Genomic DNA, 18,203 nt, shown 5'->3' on the forward strand with positions numbered 1-18,203 from the left:
TGTATAGGTGCGCTGCATGAAAATTTGATTGTCAGTGCATCACAAGAAAGAAGAAAGGGCAAAACGGTTGTATGCAACTGCCATCAGGCGTAGAAAAAGTGTTCATATCCTGCGAAAAAGCGTTCTCTGCGTTTCCAATTCTTCATAATAATCGCCAGATATTGTTCGACCCGGCTAGCCTGGAAGTTCTTTCGCTTCTCAAATACGCCGGTTACTTCACGCATGAAGTTATCCGGAAATCGCAGCAGCAGGAATATGAGTGCCACTTGTGCATCCGATAGTGGTCGTACGCTGCGGTATGCTTCAATCGCTTCAGTAAATGCGGACAGACTCCATCCTTGTAGGACGAGCGCTCGGCTAATTAGTTGAATGATATCAACCAATGGCGTGTCGTAGGCAGCCGTATCCAAATCAATAATGGAGCTGTGCGTGCCGCTTAACAGAAAGTTATGGCTGGCGAGATCTTTGTGGGCGACGTGATGCTGGTAGAACGAAGTTGCATATTCTTCAGCAAGCGCTGATCTTCTGGCGACATCAAGGACATATTCCGCTTCCCTGAGAATCGTAGGGGCACCACTTTGCACGAGCTGAGTCAGACGGCTTTGCCGGGTGTCGCTGTTTTGAATCTGGCTATGAATATCGAGGAAAGAGCGATATCGGTTCTCCCATTTGACGAGAAGGGGAATGCCCTCTTCGGGAGGGGGGCCTCCAGGAATAAATGTGCTATGCAGATGAAACTCTGCCAGTTTTTCAAGAGAATGCAGAATGTCAACTTTGTTGAAATAGCTACCTTCTCTTCCAGGTATGCGTTCCATTGCTGTCATATAATCCTCTTTCCATTTAAAAACAGGCACATTTTGAATCGTTGGAATGTACCGAACTACATCTCGAAATCCACGTTGGTGAAGCGTACGGGAGAGGTGAGTAACCCATGCTGCTTGAGCAAAGTCATCGTAGCCTTTAATAACCCAGTTGCCGCGATCCGTATCACAAAGCCAGACGGCACGTTTAGGTCTTAGACGGATAACTCGGCAATGGTACATTTTCTCGATGGCAGCGATCAATTCTCGGTCCATATGCCTCCTCCTACATAATATCTGACTTAATACATACCATGCTTTCGTGGTTTGAGCACCGCTAAACATAAAAGGACAGGCTCATAGAGCCCGCCCGGATCGTTAACAATGTGATGAGTCGGAAGCGAAGCTGCTTTCATGGCAGCCGCAGCTGTCTTTATACATCGGTTGTACTGCCGGCATATGCGGATGACAATAGGGCGCATATGGAAGACCGTAAGGTGGGGTCGCATGATATGGATTTACCGGCTGCATTCCTGACATACCTGGTGAATATGTGTATGGATTCATAATATTCGCTGTTGCGAACGGATATCCTCCCTGCATATCATGGGGTACTCCCGGATAGCTGTACGGCATCATGGATGATTCCCCATGCCAATAGGATGAAGTAGATTCGCACTTCTCTTCTTTTGTCTTTTTATGCTCCACATCAGGTATTGGTACAGGCGGCATCATATACGGCATAACAGGCTGCATGGGAGGCATGATCGGCATATTGGGCAGCGGCTCTTGAATAGGCATCTGTACATTAGGCTTAGGAGGCATCATGGTATTGGGCTTTGTTTCTTGAATAGGCATCTGTACATTAGGCTTAGGAGGCATCATGGTGTTCGGTAACGGTTCTTGAATAGGCATCTGCACATTAGGCATGATCGGCATATTGGGCAATGGTTCTTGAATAGGCATCTGCACATTAGGCATGATTGGCATATTGGGCATCGGCATACAATACGGCATCGGCGGGCAATATGGCATCATTGGCATATTGGGCATGGGTGGCATGATCGGCATATTGGGCGGTTGCGGCATCGGCATCGGTTGAGGCGGAGGTGTTACTTGTACCGGCTCTTTCGGTTTTTCTTTTGGTGGTGCGGGCGGCTTTATTTCAGGCTGCGGTACTGGTATCGGTTGGGGTGGTATTGGGCTTGGCACTGGTGCCGGCACGGGCTTTTCTTTTTTTGGTATTTCTTTTATAGGCTTCTCTTTTACCGGTTTTTCTTTGGCAGGCATGGGTGGCATCTGGATATTAATGTCCATATCCATCTCCATTATTGGGTTCACTTCAGGACTTTTCGGCTTTGGCTGTGGAGATACTTCGGGCATGACTGGTTTCTCTTTTACTGGTTTTTCTTTTGTCGGCATTTCTTTGGTGGGCAGCTCTTTGTTATTCTCATCGTTTTTCAGTTGTACGCCAGTTGTCGGCACTTTCACTTTCATACCGGGTAGGATTTTATCCGGGTTTTTGATATGCGTATTGATTTTCTTTAGTGTTTCGAAGTCGACGTTATATTTCTGGGAGATTTTCCACAAGGTGTCTCCTTTTTTTACAATATGGATTTTCATGTACTCGACCATCCTTTCTGAGAAAATTACGTTACATCATATGCGTGGATGGGCGATTTGCTACGAATGGGCGGATATTGGTATAAAAATTCTTTGTAGCGGCAAAGATAGGAAGTAAAAGTTTATTTGGCAAAGAAGGGATGCATATGATCCGAAAGCCGCTTCCAAAGCATTGGAGAACCTTGCTGGCTTTATCCGTATTGTTCGTAACGGTCGTGGTTGGAGGCACCTGGTACCTGTATTCCGCCATCGGAAATTTGAAAGGTAGCGAAGCTGCGGCACAGACTGTAGATGTTGTGCTCAAGCGTGAATATTTGTGCGGAGAAACAGAAGAAGAGATGAAGCGGGAAACGGTTGCTTCTGTAGATGAGTTGCTTACGCGTTATAAGGGCTGGAATTTTGTTTCTCGTAACCGAAGTGTGTATACATTTGAGAAGAAAATTAATGACCTATCCCCGCATTGTAAAGAAAATGCGTACTTTGGTCTGGGAACAAATGGCGAATTAACGTTGTTTGATGGATTGCCAGAGAAAGGGCAGGTTATTCAGACATTTTTCCAATTGGATACGGGAAAGCTCGAGTCCAGTCTTCCACGAGAAGAACTGAATTTGCTGCGACAAGGCATACGCATTACTGATGCAGCGGAATACAATTCGATTATTTCTACGTATAGCGAATTTTCAAATGACGACCAGGAAGCGACGGTACGGCTTAAATAAAGGCAGAAAAAACGGAGCGAATCTATCGCCCCGTTTTTTTATCATTATTTCTCTATATACATCTGATTTGATACATCGACACAAGGGTGTTGATTATCCAGTACGATCCAGAATGGATAGCCACCACACCGTGCCCCGAACGAGCGGCGGTTCGTCTCCCGCATCCGAAAAACCCTGATGTTTTGCCGGTCCGGCCTTGGTGCCACAAAGCGGCCGTATCTCTCCCTTGCGAAAAAAAGACGAGGGAGCACGCCGACACGTGCATCTTATTCCTTCCAATCTATGGATAATCGACAGGTGTGACATCGACAAATTCTTGTGGTGAGAGGGAAGAAAAGAAGGAAGGGCGGTGGGCGGGAGCGGTTGGAAAAAGACACGTTTTCTTCTGCTGGAGTACAGGGCGCATCCAACCTCTTCTTTTTCTGGATCGCCTCCTTCCAACCACGCTACCCTGTCAAACTATCAAGTGTAATTTATATAGATTGCTGTACCTGCGCGAATAAAAGAAATATACCAACAATCTGATAATCAACCATATAACAAAGGCAAGCCATGTTTCGCCTGAAGACTAATCATTAAATAGCCGCAGGCGAGAATCGACAGAATAGGCAGCGATCAATGCTGCAACAAATCCGGTCAACCACGTATTAACATACGGAGTCTTGTATTATAGATTTTGGAAATTTTAGAATGTAAGCAATTACTGAAATATATGTTCGTGTTTTTCAATATGGTGTACAATAAAAGAATCGAGGTTTGTTGTAGGATCAGGAGGAAATGGGAATGATTGATTTTATTGAGGGACAGGTTGCTTATATAGAAGCAGACTGTGTTATCGTGGCCTCACAAGGTGTAGGCTATCGAGTTTTTACGGGTAATCCGTTTCAATACCGTGAAGGAGAAGTGGGAGCGGTTCGCATATATACTCACCATTATGTACGGGAAGACGCCATGCATCTGTACGGTTTTTCAACGCGTAATGAGCGAGATTTGTTCCGTAAATTGCTTGATGTATCCGGTATCGGACCGAAGGGAGCGCTGGCGATGATTTCGGCGGGTACTCCGGAGCAGATTATTGCTGCTGTAACACAGGAAAACATTGAGTTCCTGACTCGATTTCCTGGCGTCGGAAAAAAGACGGCACAACGAATTATTCTGGATTTGAAAGATAAACTTAAAGCGCTGGCTGTGCAGGAAAAGGCAGTAGCCAGAGTGGAAGGAGAGCCGGAGGTGCATGGCGGAGAGGAACCGACATTGTTCCATGCCTTCGAAGAGCCGAAGCAGGAAGCAATAGAAGCGCTCGGCGCACTCGGCTACAGTCAGACAGAGATTCAAAAAGTTATGAAAAAGCTGGAAAAAGAAGGAGCCGATTTGGCTTCTACCGATAAAATTGTAAAGCGTGCACTACAGTTGTTCTTAACGACGTAAGGGGGGATAAAACGTGGAGGAAAGAATGATTTCTGCCCATGCACATGACATGGAAGAATTCAATATGGAACTCAGCCTCAGACCCCGTTATCTGGCGGAGTATATCGGCCAGAACCAGATTAAGGAGAACCTGAAGATTTTCATCGAGGCGGCCAAGCTGCGCGGCGAAGCGCTCGATCATGTACTTCTGTACGGTCCTCCAGGTCTTGGGAAAACAACACTGTCCATGATTATCGCTAATGAGCTTGATGTTAACCTTCGTACTACATCGGGACCTGCGATTGAGCGTCCGGGTGATTTGGCCGCAATTCTGACAGCACTTTCGCCGGGAGACGTTTTGTTCATTGATGAAATTCATCGGCTGCCACGTAGTGTTGAAGAAGTGTTATATCCGGCGATGGAGGATTTCGCGCTGGATATCGTCATCGGAAAAGGACCGGGCGCAAAGTCAGTGCGGCTCGATTTACCGCCATTTACATTGGTTGGTGCGACGACTCGGGCAGGTATGCTGTCTGCGCCTCTGCGTGACCGTTTCGGTGTAGTAAGTCGCTTGGAATATTATACGACGGACGAACTTACTTATATCGTGATGCGTGCAGCTGAGTTGTTCGCCGTCGAGATTCGCGGTGAAGGGGCGGAGGAGATTGCTCGTCGTTCACGTGGAACGCCGAGGATTGCCAATCGATTGCTAAAGCGGGTGCGGGATTTTGCGCAGGTGCAAGGCGACGGAGTCATTACCGGAGAGTTGGCATGTGAAGCGTTGGAGCGTATTCAAGTGGACCGGATGGGGCTTGATGAGATTGATCACAAGCTGCTATTGTCCATTATGGATACGTTTGCTGGAGGACCGGTCGGTCTAGATACACTAGCAGCAACGGTGAGCGAGGAAGCGACAACGCTCGAAGACGTGTGCGAACCGTATCTTATGCAGATAGGGTTTCTGCAGCGTACGCCGCGGGGACGCATAGCGACGCCGCATGCATATAATTATTTCGGCAGGGAGGTGCCAGGCGTATGAATCCGGTGGCGAAAATGCTCATCATAGGCGGCATAGTTCTCGTTATTATCGGCCTTATTTGGCAGGTGGGCGGCCGGTTTTTGAACCTGGGGCGCTTGCCGGGGGATATCGTTGTGGAAAAAGAGAACTTCCGCTTTTATTTTCCGGTTATGACGAGCATTATTTTGAGTATTGTACTCTCACTCCTATTTTATTTGTTTCGCTTTTTTCGTTAAATTTCAGGTTGGAATCTCAAAAACCGTTTATAAAGCCTGTTCAAAAAGGAGGACAAACAGAGCTGTGAAGTTCAAGGCACGGTAGACCCGAGAAGCGGAGCGTAGGGAAGACTACGTGAGCAGCAGGGGGGCAATGCAACGTGGAAATTCGCAGTTCTGTTTCCTGGACTTTTTGAACATCCTCTTATATAAGGAGAACTATATATGGAACAGAAGAACGGTTTATTCGGACAGCGTATATGGCGGATTGTTGACCAAACAAGGACGCATCCGTCATTTCATGCGCTCTATTCTTTTGCGATGGACGATACATTATGTACGTCGGTTCGTTTGAAACGGAGCCCGGCAGTGATGCGAGCCTGGGTGCACCACCATAATGTAGTCATGGGCAATGTCGACTACAAATTGCAGGGAATTGAACAAGGAATTTCCTACTTGAAGGAGCATGGGTATGTACCTGTGGTGCGGAATTCTGGCGGTGCTGCGGTTGTACTTGATGAAGGGGTTTTGAACCTATCGCTAATTTTGCCTACGGAGGATACATTTTCCGATATTAATGCAGGATATCGGGCGATGGTGAAGTTTATTGAACTCATGCTAGCCCCGTTCGGCGTGCAGGTAGAGACGGGAGAGGTGATAGGCTCATATTGTCCCGGCGATTTCGATGTCGCCATCGGTGGACGAAAGTTTGGTGGATTGGCACAGCGCAGAAGGCGTGGCGCAGTGGCGGTACAAGCATTTCTGCTAGCAGATGGTAGTGGTAGCGAGCGGGCAGAGCTTGTGCGTGGCTTCTATGAGATGGCGGCCCGAGAAGGGGATACGTATCCCTCTGTACATCCAGAGACAGTAGCTTCTTTATCAGAGCTTATAGGGGTGCCTATTTCCTGTTCTGATTTGCTTGAGCGGGCGGTAGACGTGATTAAAGCACGTTCGGAGCGAGCTGAGTTTACCCAGCTGTTCCAGGAAGAAGCAGAGGAATTTGCTTCCAATACAGCTAGTATGGAGACACGTAATCCGCACTTACAGCTATAATTATATTTTTTCTGCGACCTTTTTCCTTTTTAGCCGTCTAATTTAATAGAGTTGGCAAATAAAACTAGGTTTTCTGGTAGAATATTCATAGATTTGCAGAAATCTAGAGGGAGAAAGGTTGTTAGATAAGATGAAGCTGGGAAAGATTTTGCCCGTTGTGCTTAGCTTAGGCCTGTTGCTGCCGTTCGGCGCTCAGGCGCATGCAACAGATGAACCGGCGGTACGAGTAGAATTAACGAGTCCCTTTGCATTAAGTGCAGCGGAAGTGTTATCGACAGTACCGTTTACTGTTAATGGTAACTATATGGTAGAGGGACAGCCAACGCTTATGTTACTGGGAGGACAGAAGTATTTTGTTCAATTGGAGAATGGAACGCTAAGCCTCTATCAATTCGGACCGGTTGGTTTGCCTGTTCCACTTGTCCAGGGAGTCAATACGCTTAAGATCATACCTTCGCTGCCGGATGGAGAAGCGGCTACGTTGAAAGTGGAAGGTAAGAAAAGTGCTTATTCCTACCGTGGAGCGATGGAATTCCAAATCGGAGAGAAAGGCGCACTGAAGAGAATTGTGCCGATTAATGTAGTTGGTATGGAAAGCTACCTAAAAGGAGTCGTTCCAAGCGAAATGTACGCTTCCTGGAATCGAGAAGCATTGAAAGCGCAAGCTGTTGCGGCCCGTACATATGCTGTGCGTCATATGAATGCGAAGCCAGGTAGTGCTTATATTAATGATACTGTGCAATATCAGGCGTATGAAGGTATGAAAAATGAAAAGGAGAATTCCAATCTGGCTGTCGAAGAGACAAGAGGGGAAGTTCTTTCTCATAACGGAGGTTTAATTGAAGCGCTATATAGCGCCAGCAATGGCGGCTATACGGAAGCACCGGAAAATGTATGGAAAAGCTCGAAAGGTTCTCCATATCTTGTTGCCAAGCCGGATCCATATGATGCAAAAAGTGATTCACCTAATAAGAGTTGGCAGCAGACGCTAACGATAACCCAGCTTCAGGACAAAATCAAAAACCGTACGCCCGCCGTGGGAACGATTAAGAAAGTAGAAGTGAAGGAAACGTATCCTTCCGGTCGAATCGCAGATATAGTTCTTGAAGGGGATAAAGGAACACTGCACTTATCGAAGGAAGAAGCGCGTACGGCATTTGGGTTGAAAAGTGCTCTTTATTCGGTAAAGGCTAACTATGGTACCGCTGTGCCGTCTCCAGCTCCGGCAGATGGACAACTATCTGTTTATAACGGTGCTACCACAGCTCATAAAGGCTCGGATGGCTTGGTCGTTACAAACGGTGTGACTCAGGCGACAGTACCTTCTAACTTGGTAATTCAGGGGGCCACACAGACAAAAGTTCCCGAGCAGAACGGTGGAGCGGGTACCCAATCTTCACCTGTTTCCATTACGTTTACCGGAAGCGGATATGGACATGGCGTAGGGATGAGTCAATGGGGTGCTCAGCAGATGGCCAAGGAAGGTAAGACATACCGAGACATCCTGAATTTTTATTATGCTCCCGCACAGGTTTCTGGGGGATACGGTGCAGGAAATTAATATAGCAAGCCATGTCTATTTCTTGCATGAAACGGGAAAAATCGGTATGATAAAGTGAAACTTCCATCAGTAGGAGGGCGTACATCCCTCCCTGATGGTTATTATACTGATGATTGAAGGTAAAGTTGAGGGATAGACATTGAACGTCAACGATTTTGATTTTCATTTGCCGGAAGAACTTATAGCACAGAATCCGCTGCAGGAGCGGACAGGCTCGCGCTTGCTTGTGCTTAATAAGCGAACCGGAGACATGGAACATAGGACATTTACGGATTTAAAACATTATTTGAAAGCCGGCGATACGCTCGTGCTCAATGACACGAGGGTAATTCCTGCCCGGCTTTTTGGCGTGAAAGAAGGAACGGGTGCACATATTGAAGTTCTCCTGCTGAAGCCGCTGGGAGAGGACCGCTGGGAGACGCTTGTCCGTCCCGGCAAAAGGGTGAAACCTGGTACACGAATCGTATTCGGCGACCATTTGCTTATTGCTGAGTGTGAGGAAAGCACAGAGGTGGGCGGCCGGATTGTTCGGTTTGAATATGAGGGTATATTCAATGAACTTTTGGATCAATTAGGAGAAATGCCGCTTCCGCCCTATATTAAAGCTCAGCTTGAGGACAGCGAGCGGTATCAGACGGTATACGCGAAGCATCGTGGATCTGCGGCCGCGCCCACGGCTGGGCTACATTTTACCGAAGAGTATTTAGAAGAGTTGAAGGCAATGGGTGTGCAACTTGCTTTCGTCACCTTGCACGTTGGATTGGGCACATTTCGACCTGTTGCTGCCGATACGGTGGAAGAACATGAGATGCATAGCGAGTTTTATACGCTCACAGAAGAAAATGCGCGTATGATTAATGAAACTAAAGCGCGTGGCGGCCGTATTATAGCCGTAGGGACTACTTCGTGTCGTACGCTGGAGACTATCGGCCAGAAACACGGTGGTAAGCTGGTTGCAGCCGAAGGATGGACAAGCATTTTTATCTATCCGGGGTATGAGTTTAGTGTCATCGATGGGCTTGTGACAAACTTTCACCTGCCCAAATCAACGCTCGTCATGCTAGTAAGCGCACTTGCAGGACGTGAGAACATTCTGCGTGCCTATAATGAAGCGGTTGAGCAGAAGTACCGTTTCTTCAGCTTTGGCGACGCCATGCTTATTTTGTAACAGGCTAGGAGGACATCAACATTGGCAGTACGCTATGAATTAATAAAAACATGTAAGCAGACCGGTGCACGGCTCGGCAAATTGCATACGCCGCATGGCACGATTGATACGCCGATATTTATGCCGGTCGGCACGCTAGCAACGGTAAAAACGATGACGCCGGAAGATTTGAAAGAAATGAATGCCCAGATTATTTTAAGCAACACATATCATCTTTTCTTGCGACCCGGACATGAACTGGTAGCGGAAGCGGGCGGTCTTCATTCGTTTATGAACTGGGACCGCGCCATCCTGACGGATAGCGGTGGCTTTCAAGTGTTTAGTCTAAGTAATCTGCGTCAGATTGATGAGGAAGGGGTAGCATTTCGTTCCCATCTGAGCGGAGAAAAGCTATTCCTAAGTCCGGAGAAAGCGATGGAGATCCAAAACGCACTGGGCGCAGATATTATGATGGCGTTCGACGAGTGTGCGCCGTATCCAGCAGAACCGGAATATGTAAAACCGTCTATGGAGCGGACGACTCGCTGGGCGGAGCGCTGTTTGAAAGCGCATAAGCGTCCGCACGATCAGGCGCTGTTCGGTATCGTACAAGGTGGAATGTACCGTGATCTACGGGAGCAAAGCGCACGCGATATTACTTCACTTGATTTTCCTGGTTATGCTATCGGGGGATTGAGCGTAGGCGAACCGCATCAGCTTATGTATGAGGTGCTGGACTACACTGTACCGCTTCTTCCATCGAACAAGCCTCGTTATCTGATGGGCGTAGGGTCGCCCGATGCGTTGATCGAAGGTGCAATTCGCGGAATTGATATGTTCGACTGTGTGCTTCCGACAAGAATTGCACGCAACGGAACGTGTATGACGAGTGAGGGGCGCCTGGTGATTCGCAACGCCAAGTATGCGCATGATTTCACACCGCTCGATCCGAACTGCGATTGCTATACGTGCCGCAATTATACACGAGCGTATATTCGTCACCTTATTCGCTGTGACGAGATTTTGGGAGTGCGTCTGACGACATATCATAATCTGCATTTTCTACTTAACATGATGGAACAGGTGCGCCAGGCAATTATGGAAGACCGCTTGCGTGACTTCCGTGATGAGTTTTTCGCCCGTTATGGTATAACGGAGACGAGAGGCTTCTAAATGATGTGAAACTTCGCCGGCTTTGCGTTTTTTCATCATGAGACATATGTGTTGTGTTTTAGGAAGAAGCGTGACCTGGCAAGAATATATGTATATAAAAAAGGAGGAATACCATGGGTGCGGGTACACAGCAAATTTTATTATGGGTGGTCATGTTTGCCATCTTCTATTTCTTGCTCATTCGTCCAAACCAAAAACGCCAGAAGCAGCGCAATGCGATGCTGGGGGCCTTGAAGAAAGGTGATCGCATCGTAACGATCGGTGGCTTGCATGGCACAATCGACTTGATTAATGAAGAGAATAACACCATCGTTCTCAATGCTGGTGGACAAAAGCTGACTTTCGAAAAGGCGTCAGTTCAATCTGTCGTCGGTGAAAGTGTGCAAAAGCAGCCGGTTGCGGCAAAAAAAGAAGAGTAGTATAGGAAGGAAGAAAGCGGGAGGCGCAATGCAACCCGCTTTTTTTTGTAAACAAAAACTTGAAACCTTTTATGTTTTCTATCGTAGAGATAATCGAAAGCATTTTTGGGGAAATTGAGTGTATATCTCTGAATATTAATATGACTATTCTCATTGGTATTATGAGATGTATCCGCTTTTGCCTGAAAAATTTTGAAAAAGGAGGAAATGAAAATGAACGTAAGAGAAATCGAACTTCCGGGTATCGGACGCAAGTTTGAAATGATTACCCGAAGCAATGAAAAAATTGTCATTGTTGTTCATGATGACGGAAGAAGAGAAATATATCACTTTGATGAACATGACCATGATGAGAGTATTTCAAGCGTAACGTTTAACGACTCTGAAGCCAGACAAATATCTGCGATTATTGGAGGAATTGTCTACAAACCAAGGGCACTTGAGACAGTTGAAATGGCTTTTGACGACTTAGTCATTGAGTGGTTCAAGGTAGAAAATAATGCTGCAGCTATCAACAAATCGATCGGAGAGATAGATGTTCGTAATAAGTACGGTGTGACTGTAATCGCTATTATAAAAAAGAATCTCAAAAAAATTCTTAATCCTGGTCCGCAGGCTATGATTGAACCAGGAGATACAATCGTCATATGCGGGGAAAGAAGCGAATTAAAAGCGGTTATTAAAGAACTTCTATCAAGTGGGGGGGAATAGTTATAGATGGATCATTTGGTCTTTGAAGTCGGAACAGCGCTGGTGCTAGTAGCTATCGCAGCTGTAATCGCCGGAAGGTTAAAATTTTCCATCATTCCTTTTTTAATTATACTCGGTATGCTGGTGGGGCCTCATGCACCTACAATCGGAATCATCAATCTGAAATTTATTGAAAGCGCTGAGATTATTGAATTTCTTGGCAGGATAGGAGTGCTGTTTCTTCTCTTTTATCTTGGGTTGGAGTTCTCGGTTGGAAAGTTAATTAAATCGGGACGCTCCATTGCCATCGGCGGAACTATCTATGTTCTTATGAATTTCGCCTTGGGATTAGCCTATGGGTTTCTTACAGGATTCCCACTATATGAGACGCTTATTATTGCCGGAATGGTTTCTGTTTCTTCCAGTGCCATCGTCGCAAAGGTACTCGTTGATTTAAGGCGTACCGGGAACTCGGAGACGGAGTTAATTCTTGGAATTATATTGTTTGACGATATTTTCCTGGCTGTGTTTTTATCCATTATGTCGGGCCTGCTTCTCGGCGGTGCGACTTCTATAGGAGGAACGATACTTTCCGTTCTTATTTCAATTGGTTATATGATGCTGTTTTTCGTTATTGCCAGAAAAGGCAGCCCGGTATTAAATAGGCTTCTCAATATTGCATCAGATGAAATTTTCATTATTGTAGTGTTTGCCGCCCTGTTTTTTATCGCAGGTTTTTCGGAGACCATCCATGTAGCTGAAGCGATTGGAGCATTGCTATTTGGCCTTGCTTTATCTGAAACTGAACACAGTAAGCGAATAGAGAAGCTCGTTATCCCCTTTAGGGACTTTTTTGGAGCCTTATTCTTCTTTAGTTTTGGATTGAGTATTGATCCTTTATCTTTAGGGAATACGTTATGGTTAACGTTAGGAGTTGTCGCACTAACTATTTTGGGTAACTTTGTTGCTGGGATGATTGCCGGTAGAAGGTCAGGACTATCACATAAAGCTTCTGTGAATATCGGTCTTACGATCGTATCACGCGGAGAATTTTCGATTATTGTAGCGAACTTAGGTATTGCTGGCGGTTTAATGCCAATTCTGAAGCCTTTTTCCGCCCTGTATGTTCTTATATTGGCTATCCTGGGTCCTTTGTTAACGAAAGAGTCAAAGCGCATATATAACGTTTTAAATAAAGTGTTCAAATGGAGCAATCAAAACAGCAAGAGTAAATGACAGAAATTGCTAGCGTTTAGCACAAAAGCGTCCATGCCTCATTGTCAATAATGAAGTATTAACCATGAGGCATAGACACTTCATGCACCGTTCCCATGCATTGGAACGGCATTGTGGTAACAGAAGAAATTTTTAAGTTGGAGTTGTCCACACGAGTGGCCGCAAAGCTGTTCCGCTTACAGGAACAGCTTTGTTGATTTGCTCCTAAGATCCCAATATGTACAACTAATCATCAATGAGGAAAGAAGAAAACTTTCGTTGATGGAAGTTTTGGATGTATACTTAGTAAGTTGCTTATTTTTAACATTCACAAGGAGGTAGATTACCGTTGGAGTATGTGCAAGAATTACCTAAAGTACGCAAAAGAAATACGAAGCTAAAAATAGCGAAGAGAATGATATTTATTTTTTTAGGTTCTTTGCTGTTTTCGTTAGGGCTTGAAGTCTTTTTGGTTCCTAATCAGATTATTGATGGTGGGATTACCGGGATTTCCATTATGCTCGCTCATCTTACGGGCCTAAAATTGGGATGGTTTCTCTTCTTTCTCAACCTTCCTTTTCTTTTTATAGGGTATAAACAAATTGGAAAAACGTTTGCCCTGTCTACACTGTTCGGCATAGCTGTTATGTCTGTCAGCACGACTTTGCTTCATCATATACCGGGAGTGACAGGAGATCCGCTTCTGGCTGCTGTATTTGGTGGAATTATTCTAGGAATTGGCGTCGGATTGGTTATTCGCAGTGGAGGTTCGCTCGATGGAACGGAAATCGTAGCTATCCTATTCAACAAAAAAAGCCCCTTTTCTGTAGGGGAAATGGTGATGTTTTTTAATATTTTCATTCTCGGTAGTGCCGGGTTTGTTTTTGGATGGGACCGAGCCATGTATTCGCTCATTGCTTATTACATTGCCTTTAAAATGATTGACGTAACCATCCAGGGGCTTGATGAATCGCGTTCCGTATGGATTATTAGTGATAAACACCGAGAAATCGGTGATGCTTTGCTTGCTCGCCTGGGACGCGGAGTCACGTACTTGAATGGAGAGGGAGCCTACACGGGGGATGATAAGAAAGTGATTTTCTGCGTGGTTACCCGGCTGGAAGAGGCGAAACTGAAATCGGTTATCGAAGATATCGATGAATCGGCTTTTCTCGCGGTTGGTTCAGTCAATGATGTTAAAGGCGGTAACTTTAAAAAGAAGAATATTCATTAATACTAAAATGAAAGGCCGGGCGTGTTTTGACAGCCCGGCTTCTTCTATGTCATCACACCTGTTGATTATCCATAGATTAGAAAAAATAAGATGCACGCATCGGCGTGTTCCCTCGTCTTTTTCTCGCGAGGAAGAAATACGGCCGCTTTGTGGCGCCAAAGCCGGACCGGCAAAACATCTGGGCCTCTCGGGTGCGGGAGACGAACCGACGCCCGTTTGGGGAACGGTGTGGTGGTATCCACTCTGGACCGTACTGGATAATCAGCATCCTTGATATGCCACTTACTTTTTTGAAAGATTCACTCCGATGATTCCTCCAAACGCAGCTATCAGAAACGCAAACAGTAGGTAATATAGATGGCTAAGCCCTAGCTTCGCATCGAAGCCGAGAAAACTTATAAGCACAATAAATAGGTAGTATAGAATACCAGTCATTCCACCATAATACCAACCTTTCTCCCCACCTCGTTTGCCGGAGACGAAGCCGCCGACGAACAGTGCCAAACCGTTTACGATATAGACGACTGAAGGCAGCGTCGATTCGCGTGTGTCGGTAAAAGCAAGCATGAAAGACGTAATAATTGCACCTAAAAACACAATGATGAACGTGTAGATGAACCCGGCAAGCATAGGTAGTTTTAATCGATCCATTTTTAACATGGGACACACCTCGCTTTTTTGTACAATCCTATGTTTAGAGCGGACGGTTTATGCTTTCTCTGGCTAGGGAAAGATTCAATATTTTTGTTTGAAAGCCCCTACGTTTTCTCGTATGATGAAAGAAGCGAGAGCGTGCAGTCGTTCGCCTGCTTGGAAAACGGGGGTGAGAGTCTATGATTAAAACGTATTTTTACAACCATTCGCGGCAGACAATGCAGCATGATGTCGATTTAGAGCAGGTGGATAAATTCCTCCTTTCGCCGGAAGATTTGCTTTGGATTGATCTATACGATGTGGGGAATGACGAACTGCAGTACGTGGCCGACATCTTTCAATTTCACCCGTTGGCAATCGAGGACTGTCTGCATGTTAGCCCGCGTGCAAAAGTGGATAATTATGAAGACTATTATTTTTTCGTTATTCATGCGCTCCGCTACAATGAAGAGAGTGACAACGAGATTACTACGCTTGAACTGAATGTATTTCTTGGTCCGAATTACATCGTGACCATTCATAAACGCCCGTTGCCCTCCATAGGCAGAATTGCCGCCACTAGTCTACATAGCAAAAAATACATGAATCGAGGTCCAGATTTTTTGCTGTATTCTATCGTAGACGGCATTACAGATGAATATTTTCCGATCATCGATCGAATTAGCGTGCGGATTGATGAACTAGAAGACGAGATTTATGAGCATCAGATGAAAGAGATTACTGAGGAGTTTCTCGCTTTGAAGCGGACGATTATTTTACTTCGCCGTGTCATTCTGCCGCAGAAACGAATTTTTGCGCCGGTTAACGGTATGATGTTATTTGAGATTAATGAAGAGAATCTCCCATTCTATGTCGATTTAGTTGACCATCAGGAACGTATCGCTGATTCGACCGAGACGTTCCGTGATCTTGTAAACGGAGCATTGGATACGTATTATTCCATCGTAAGTGCCAAAACGACCGAAACGATGCGGATTCTGACCATGATCTCCACTATTATGATGCCGCTCACGTTCATTACAGGCTTGATGGGGATGAATGTACCATTGCCGGGCGAAGAAAAAGTATACAGCTTGTGGATTATCATGGGCATCCTCCTTCTTGTTGTGTTATTTATGTTTATTTACTTTAAACGCAAACGCTGGCTATAGCTCAGTTTATCTTCTGGGGAGGAAATGAGCGAGCGTCGGTCCGATCCATGGGATACGCTGCACATCCTGCTTTCCTAACACGCGCAGCCAGATAAGAAGGAGCGAGTAGATGAATAGCGCCAGACAGATGCCGAGCAGCATCGCCTGCGGAAGCTCCATCAGATGCGACCAGTAGCGTGTCATATGCAGAGCCGTATAGCCGGACAATGCTACGCTAATGAGAACTTTTACCATTTCTTTTATTTCAATGGTAAATCCGGTAACTTTGCTTACGCTGAAGAAGTGCAATAGCGTTACGGATAGAATACTAATGTTTACTGATAGCACGACGCCGTCGACGCCAAGCTCGGGACGGGACGCGAGTAGAAAAATAGCGGCTGTTTTCAGCAGTGCTCCAATAATCGTATTGCGCATAGCCACGCCTGCGCGATCGAGCCCCTGAAGTGCGGCCTGCAAAGGAGCCTGGAAATATAAGAAAAGGGAATAGGGAGCCATAAGCTTCAAGAAATGCCCCACAGCTTCGTCGTTATACAGGAGAGTGGACAGCGGTTCGGCAAAAATATATAGCAATACGGCGCAAGGGGCCCCGATAATAAGTGCGAGCCGGATGGATTGATAGATACGGCGATAGATGAGCTTGTCGTTTTTTTGTGCAGCGGCTTCCGCTACGGCAGGAACGAGTGAGACTGAGAGCGAATACGTAATAAAAGTTGGAAAAATTAAAAGCGGCATTGCCATTCCAGCCAGTTGGCCGTAAAAGCTGGTCGCAGCGCCTGCGGACATGCCTGCGAGGAGCAGGCTTTGCGCGACGATAATCGGTTCAACAAAAAATGTTAACGAAGAAACGATACGACTGGTTGTAACCGGAATCGAGATGTCCAACAAATTACGAAATGTCTCACGATTTTGTTTGAGAAGCCCAGAGATGCTACGTTGCTTGAATGGATTTGGTAATTTTTGACTGCGAAATTGAAAGAGAAGGCTTATCATACCAAATGCTTCACCGATTACGACACCAGCCATAGCGCCAGCTGCTGCATATTCTACGCCGTGTGGCATTAGCCAGGATGCGAGAATGATGACGGTAAACATGCGGATGACTTGTTCCACCAATTGCGAGCTTGCGGTTGGCGTCATATTCTGTTTGCCCTGGAAGTATCCACGCAGCACAGAAGACACGGCGATAATTGGCACAATGGGTGCGATAGCCAGCAGTGGATAGAATGCCCGCTCATCGGTTAGGAAGTAGCGGGAGATGACAGGGGCGCTAAGAAGCATTACTGTTGTGAAAAGAATACTCAGCGCAGAGACGATGAGAAGGGAGATACGCAGAATGGAGCGCACCTGTTCATGGTCCCCTCTTGCATCCGCTTCAGCTACCAGCTTGGACACTGAGACGTTGAGACCGAATGTAGCCAGTGAGATAATCAGGATGAATGTTGGAACCGCCATTTGATAGAGGCCCAGACCTTCGGCGCCGATAATCCGGGCTAACATAACCCGATTAATGAAGCCGAGAATTTTCACGATGAGTCCGGCAAGAATGAGAATGAGCGTTCCTTTCATAAATGTTTGTTTCGTCATGATATGTCCTCTCTTTTCCCATGCATTTGTTGACAGCATATGCATGTACCCCAAGTAAACATGCCTGAAATTGATGAGACTGGAGGCTTCACGAGAATGCGGAAATACCCGATAGATGAGCAACTGGCGTATGTATGCGAGATAAAGGCGCAAGAATTCGTGATGCTCGGCTACGACGATGTTACTGTAGAAGAAATCTGGGAATGTATCTCAGAGAAGTATAAGGAAATGCCCCCGCTTTACAAGGTTGTTAATGATATTTTGTCGTTGAAGCCGGGACGCTGGATGAACTGGGTGACAATGCGTGCTTTCAGGGGAGAGCCGATTTAAGACATAGGGATAAAGTGAAACTTCACTCAGTGAGGGTTTTCGTACGTCCCCCACTGAGTGTTAGTTGAACATATCGGACCTTTAGGGGCAGTTTATCTCCCCCCTACACTTCCTCGATTTCTTCAAGTCTTGAGGTGGGGAGATTACTGCTCGTTAAGGCGGGATAAAAATAGGAAGAATTGATGAATTTTTTTTGTTTTGTTCGATTTT

20 protein-coding genes and 1 pseudogene are annotated in these 18,203 nt (G+C 46.0%); 16 read left to right on the plus strand and 5 right to left on the minus strand.

What is annotated here, in order from left to right:
* Positions 1-83: 83 nt before the first annotated feature.
* On the minus strand, positions 84-1,076 hold the full coding sequence (locus AF333_RS06085; protein WP_043067351.1) for a phosphotransferase: 993 nt from the start codon (positions 1,074-1,076) through the stop codon (positions 84-86).
* Positions 1,077-1,178: 102 nt separating this feature from the next.
* Positions 1,179-2,423, minus strand: a complete 1,245-nt coding sequence (gene safA, locus AF333_RS37145; protein ID WP_053432663.1) for a SafA/ExsA family spore coat assembly protein — start codon at positions 2,421-2,423, stop codon at positions 1,179-1,181.
* A 146-nt stretch (positions 2,424-2,569) separates the two neighbouring features.
* Here safA and AF333_RS06095 point away from each other — a divergent pair, with 146 nt between their 5' ends.
* Complete coding sequence (locus tag AF333_RS06095; protein WP_052812240.1) at positions 2,570-3,142, plus strand: BofC C-terminal domain-containing protein; 573 nt, start codon at positions 2,570-2,572, stop codon at positions 3,140-3,142.
* Positions 3,143-3,491: 349 nt separating this feature from the next.
* Entirely contained in the window at positions 3,492-3,614 is a 123-nt protein-coding gene (locus tag AF333_RS36680; RefSeq protein ID WP_268753604.1) for a hypothetical protein, read from the plus strand.
* Here AF333_RS36680 and AF333_RS37340 read toward each other — a convergent pair.
* Positions 3,597-3,692 (minus strand): annotated as a pseudogene (locus AF333_RS37340) (hypothetical protein); the annotation flags it as partial. The gene AF333_RS36680 and the pseudogene AF333_RS37340 sit on opposite strands and share 18 nt — an antisense overlap.
* 233 nt (positions 3,693-3,925) lie before the next feature.
* Here AF333_RS37340 and ruvA point away from each other — a divergent pair.
* From ruvA to AF333_RS34760, 12 genes are all read left to right on the plus strand, one after another.
* Positions 3,926-4,570 (plus strand): Holliday junction branch migration protein RuvA, encoded by a 645-nt coding sequence (ruvA, locus tag AF333_RS06100; protein WP_043067354.1) that lies wholly within the window; start codon positions 3,926-3,928, stop codon positions 4,568-4,570.
* A gap of 25 nt (positions 4,571-4,595) precedes the next feature.
* On the plus strand, positions 4,596-5,588 hold the full coding sequence (gene ruvB, locus AF333_RS06105) for a Holliday junction branch migration DNA helicase RuvB (protein WP_407638670.1): 993 nt from the start codon (positions 4,596-4,598) through the stop codon (positions 5,586-5,588).
* On the plus strand, positions 5,585-5,803 hold the full coding sequence (locus AF333_RS06110) for a DUF2905 domain-containing protein (protein WP_021621124.1): 219 nt from the start codon (positions 5,585-5,587) through the stop codon (positions 5,801-5,803). Before ruvB ends, AF333_RS06110 begins: the two co-directional genes overlap by 4 nt.
* Before the next feature lie 204 nt (positions 5,804-6,007).
* Positions 6,008-6,835 (plus strand): lipoate--protein ligase family protein, encoded by an 828-nt coding sequence (locus AF333_RS06115; RefSeq protein ID WP_043067356.1) that lies wholly within the window; start codon positions 6,008-6,010, stop codon positions 6,833-6,835.
* Between the two features lie 130 nt (positions 6,836-6,965).
* Positions 6,966-8,396, plus strand: coding sequence for a SpoIID/LytB domain-containing protein (locus AF333_RS06120; protein ID WP_139188997.1), 1,431 nt, complete (start codon positions 6,966-6,968; stop codon positions 8,394-8,396).
* A gap of 139 nt (positions 8,397-8,535) precedes the next feature.
* Positions 8,536-9,564, plus strand: a complete 1,029-nt coding sequence (queA, locus tag AF333_RS06125; RefSeq protein ID WP_043067358.1) for a tRNA preQ1(34) S-adenosylmethionine ribosyltransferase-isomerase QueA — start codon at positions 8,536-8,538, stop codon at positions 9,562-9,564.
* Between the two features lie 21 nt (positions 9,565-9,585).
* Entirely contained in the window at positions 9,586-10,716 is a 1,131-nt protein-coding gene (gene tgt, locus AF333_RS06130; protein ID WP_043067359.1) for a tRNA guanosine(34) transglycosylase Tgt, read from the plus strand.
* A 113-nt stretch (positions 10,717-10,829) separates the two neighbouring features.
* A complete protein-coding gene (yajC, locus tag AF333_RS06135; protein ID WP_043067360.1) occupies positions 10,830-11,135 on the plus strand; it encodes a preprotein translocase subunit YajC in 306 nt (101 codons plus the stop codon).
* A 213-nt stretch (positions 11,136-11,348) separates the two neighbouring features.
* Positions 11,349-11,846, plus strand: a complete 498-nt coding sequence (locus AF333_RS06140; protein WP_043067361.1) for a cation:proton antiporter regulatory subunit — start codon at positions 11,349-11,351, stop codon at positions 11,844-11,846.
* A gap of 6 nt (positions 11,847-11,852) precedes the next feature.
* Entirely contained in the window at positions 11,853-13,061 is a 1,209-nt protein-coding gene (locus AF333_RS06145; protein WP_043067362.1) for a cation:proton antiporter, read from the plus strand.
* A 394-nt stretch (positions 13,062-13,455) separates the two neighbouring features.
* Positions 13,456-14,274 carry a YitT family protein gene (locus tag AF333_RS06150; RefSeq protein ID WP_080787870.1) on the plus strand — a complete coding sequence of 273 codons (819 nt, stop codon included), beginning with the start codon at positions 13,456-13,458 and terminating at the stop codon, positions 14,272-14,274.
* A gap of 7 nt (positions 14,275-14,281) precedes the next feature.
* The gene (locus AF333_RS34760) at positions 14,282-14,548 is read left to right on the plus strand and encodes a hypothetical protein (protein WP_235496182.1); all 267 of its coding nucleotides are present in this window, start codon (positions 14,282-14,284) and stop codon (positions 14,546-14,548) included.
* A gap of 8 nt (positions 14,549-14,556) precedes the next feature.
* On the opposite strand, the gene AF333_RS06155 is transcribed toward AF333_RS34760, so the two are convergent.
* Positions 14,557-14,934, minus strand: coding sequence for a TIGR04086 family membrane protein (locus tag AF333_RS06155; protein ID WP_235355886.1), 378 nt, complete (start codon positions 14,932-14,934; stop codon positions 14,557-14,559).
* A gap of 173 nt (positions 14,935-15,107) precedes the next feature.
* On the opposite strand from AF333_RS06155, the gene corA reads away from it, so the two are divergent.
* The gene (gene corA / locus AF333_RS06160) at positions 15,108-16,079 is read left to right on the plus strand and encodes a magnesium/cobalt transporter CorA (protein ID WP_043067364.1); all 972 of its coding nucleotides are present in this window, start codon (positions 15,108-15,110) and stop codon (positions 16,077-16,079) included.
* A gap of 6 nt (positions 16,080-16,085) precedes the next feature.
* Here corA and spoVB read toward each other — a convergent pair whose 3' ends face one another.
* Complete coding sequence (gene spoVB / locus AF333_RS06165; protein ID WP_043067473.1) at positions 16,086-17,663, minus strand: stage V sporulation protein B; 1,578 nt, start codon at positions 17,661-17,663, stop codon at positions 16,086-16,088.
* Positions 17,664-17,759: 96 nt separating this feature from the next.
* Between spoVB and AF333_RS06170 the strand changes: the two genes are divergently transcribed.
* A complete protein-coding gene (locus tag AF333_RS06170) occupies positions 17,760-17,993 on the plus strand; it encodes a post-transcriptional regulator (RefSeq protein WP_043067365.1) in 234 nt (77 codons plus the stop codon).
* Positions 17,994-18,203: the final 210 nt, after the last annotated feature.

This window comes from Aneurinibacillus migulanus (assembly GCF_001274715.1).
Taxonomy (GTDB): Bacteria; Bacillota; Bacilli; order Aneurinibacillales; family Aneurinibacillaceae; genus Aneurinibacillus; species Aneurinibacillus migulanus.

What these genes read in the sequence shown, in the direction of transcription:
- AF333_RS06085 (WP_043067351.1), bottom strand. Translation starts at nt 1,076, where the DNA reads ATGGACCGAGAATTGATCGCTGCCATCGAGAAAATGTACCATTGCCGA.
- safA (WP_053432663.1), bottom strand. Translation starts at nt 2,423, where the DNA reads ATGAAAATCCATATTGTAAAAAAAGGAGACACCTTGTGGAAAATCTCC.
- AF333_RS06095 (WP_052812240.1), top strand. Translation starts at nt 2,570, where the DNA reads ATGATCCGAAAGCCGCTTCCAAAGCATTGGAGAACCTTGCTGGCTTTA.
- ruvA (WP_043067354.1), top strand. Translation starts at nt 3,926, where the DNA reads ATGATTGATTTTATTGAGGGACAGGTTGCTTATATAGAAGCAGACTGT.
- ruvB (WP_407638670.1), top strand. Translation starts at nt 4,596, where the DNA reads ATGATTTCTGCCCATGCACATGACATGGAAGAATTCAATATGGAACTC.
- AF333_RS06110 (WP_021621124.1), top strand. Translation starts at nt 5,585, where the DNA reads ATGAATCCGGTGGCGAAAATGCTCATCATAGGCGGCATAGTTCTCGTT.
- AF333_RS06115 (WP_043067356.1), top strand. Translation starts at nt 6,008, where the DNA reads ATGGAACAGAAGAACGGTTTATTCGGACAGCGTATATGGCGGATTGTT.
- AF333_RS06120 (WP_139188997.1), top strand. Translation starts at nt 6,966, where the DNA reads ATGAAGCTGGGAAAGATTTTGCCCGTTGTGCTTAGCTTAGGCCTGTTG.
- yajC (WP_043067360.1), top strand. Translation starts at nt 10,830, where the DNA reads ATGGGTGCGGGTACACAGCAAATTTTATTATGGGTGGTCATGTTTGCC.
- AF333_RS06140 (WP_043067361.1), top strand. Translation starts at nt 11,349, where the DNA reads ATGAACGTAAGAGAAATCGAACTTCCGGGTATCGGACGCAAGTTTGAA.
- AF333_RS06145 (WP_043067362.1), top strand. Translation starts at nt 11,853, where the DNA reads ATGGATCATTTGGTCTTTGAAGTCGGAACAGCGCTGGTGCTAGTAGCT.
- AF333_RS06150 (WP_080787870.1), top strand. Translation starts at nt 13,456, where the DNA reads ATGATATTTATTTTTTTAGGTTCTTTGCTGTTTTCGTTAGGGCTTGAA.
- AF333_RS34760 (WP_235496182.1), top strand. Translation starts at nt 14,282, where the DNA reads ATGAAAGGCCGGGCGTGTTTTGACAGCCCGGCTTCTTCTATGTCATCA.
- AF333_RS06155 (WP_235355886.1), bottom strand. Translation starts at nt 14,934, where the DNA reads ATGTTAAAAATGGATCGATTAAAACTACCTATGCTTGCCGGGTTCATC.
- corA (WP_043067364.1), top strand. Translation starts at nt 15,108, where the DNA reads ATGATTAAAACGTATTTTTACAACCATTCGCGGCAGACAATGCAGCAT.
- spoVB (WP_043067473.1), bottom strand. Translation starts at nt 17,663, where the DNA reads ATGACGAAACAAACATTTATGAAAGGAACGCTCATTCTCATTCTTGCC.
- AF333_RS06170 (WP_043067365.1), top strand. Translation starts at nt 17,760, where the DNA reads ATGCGGAAATACCCGATAGATGAGCAACTGGCGTATGTATGCGAGATA.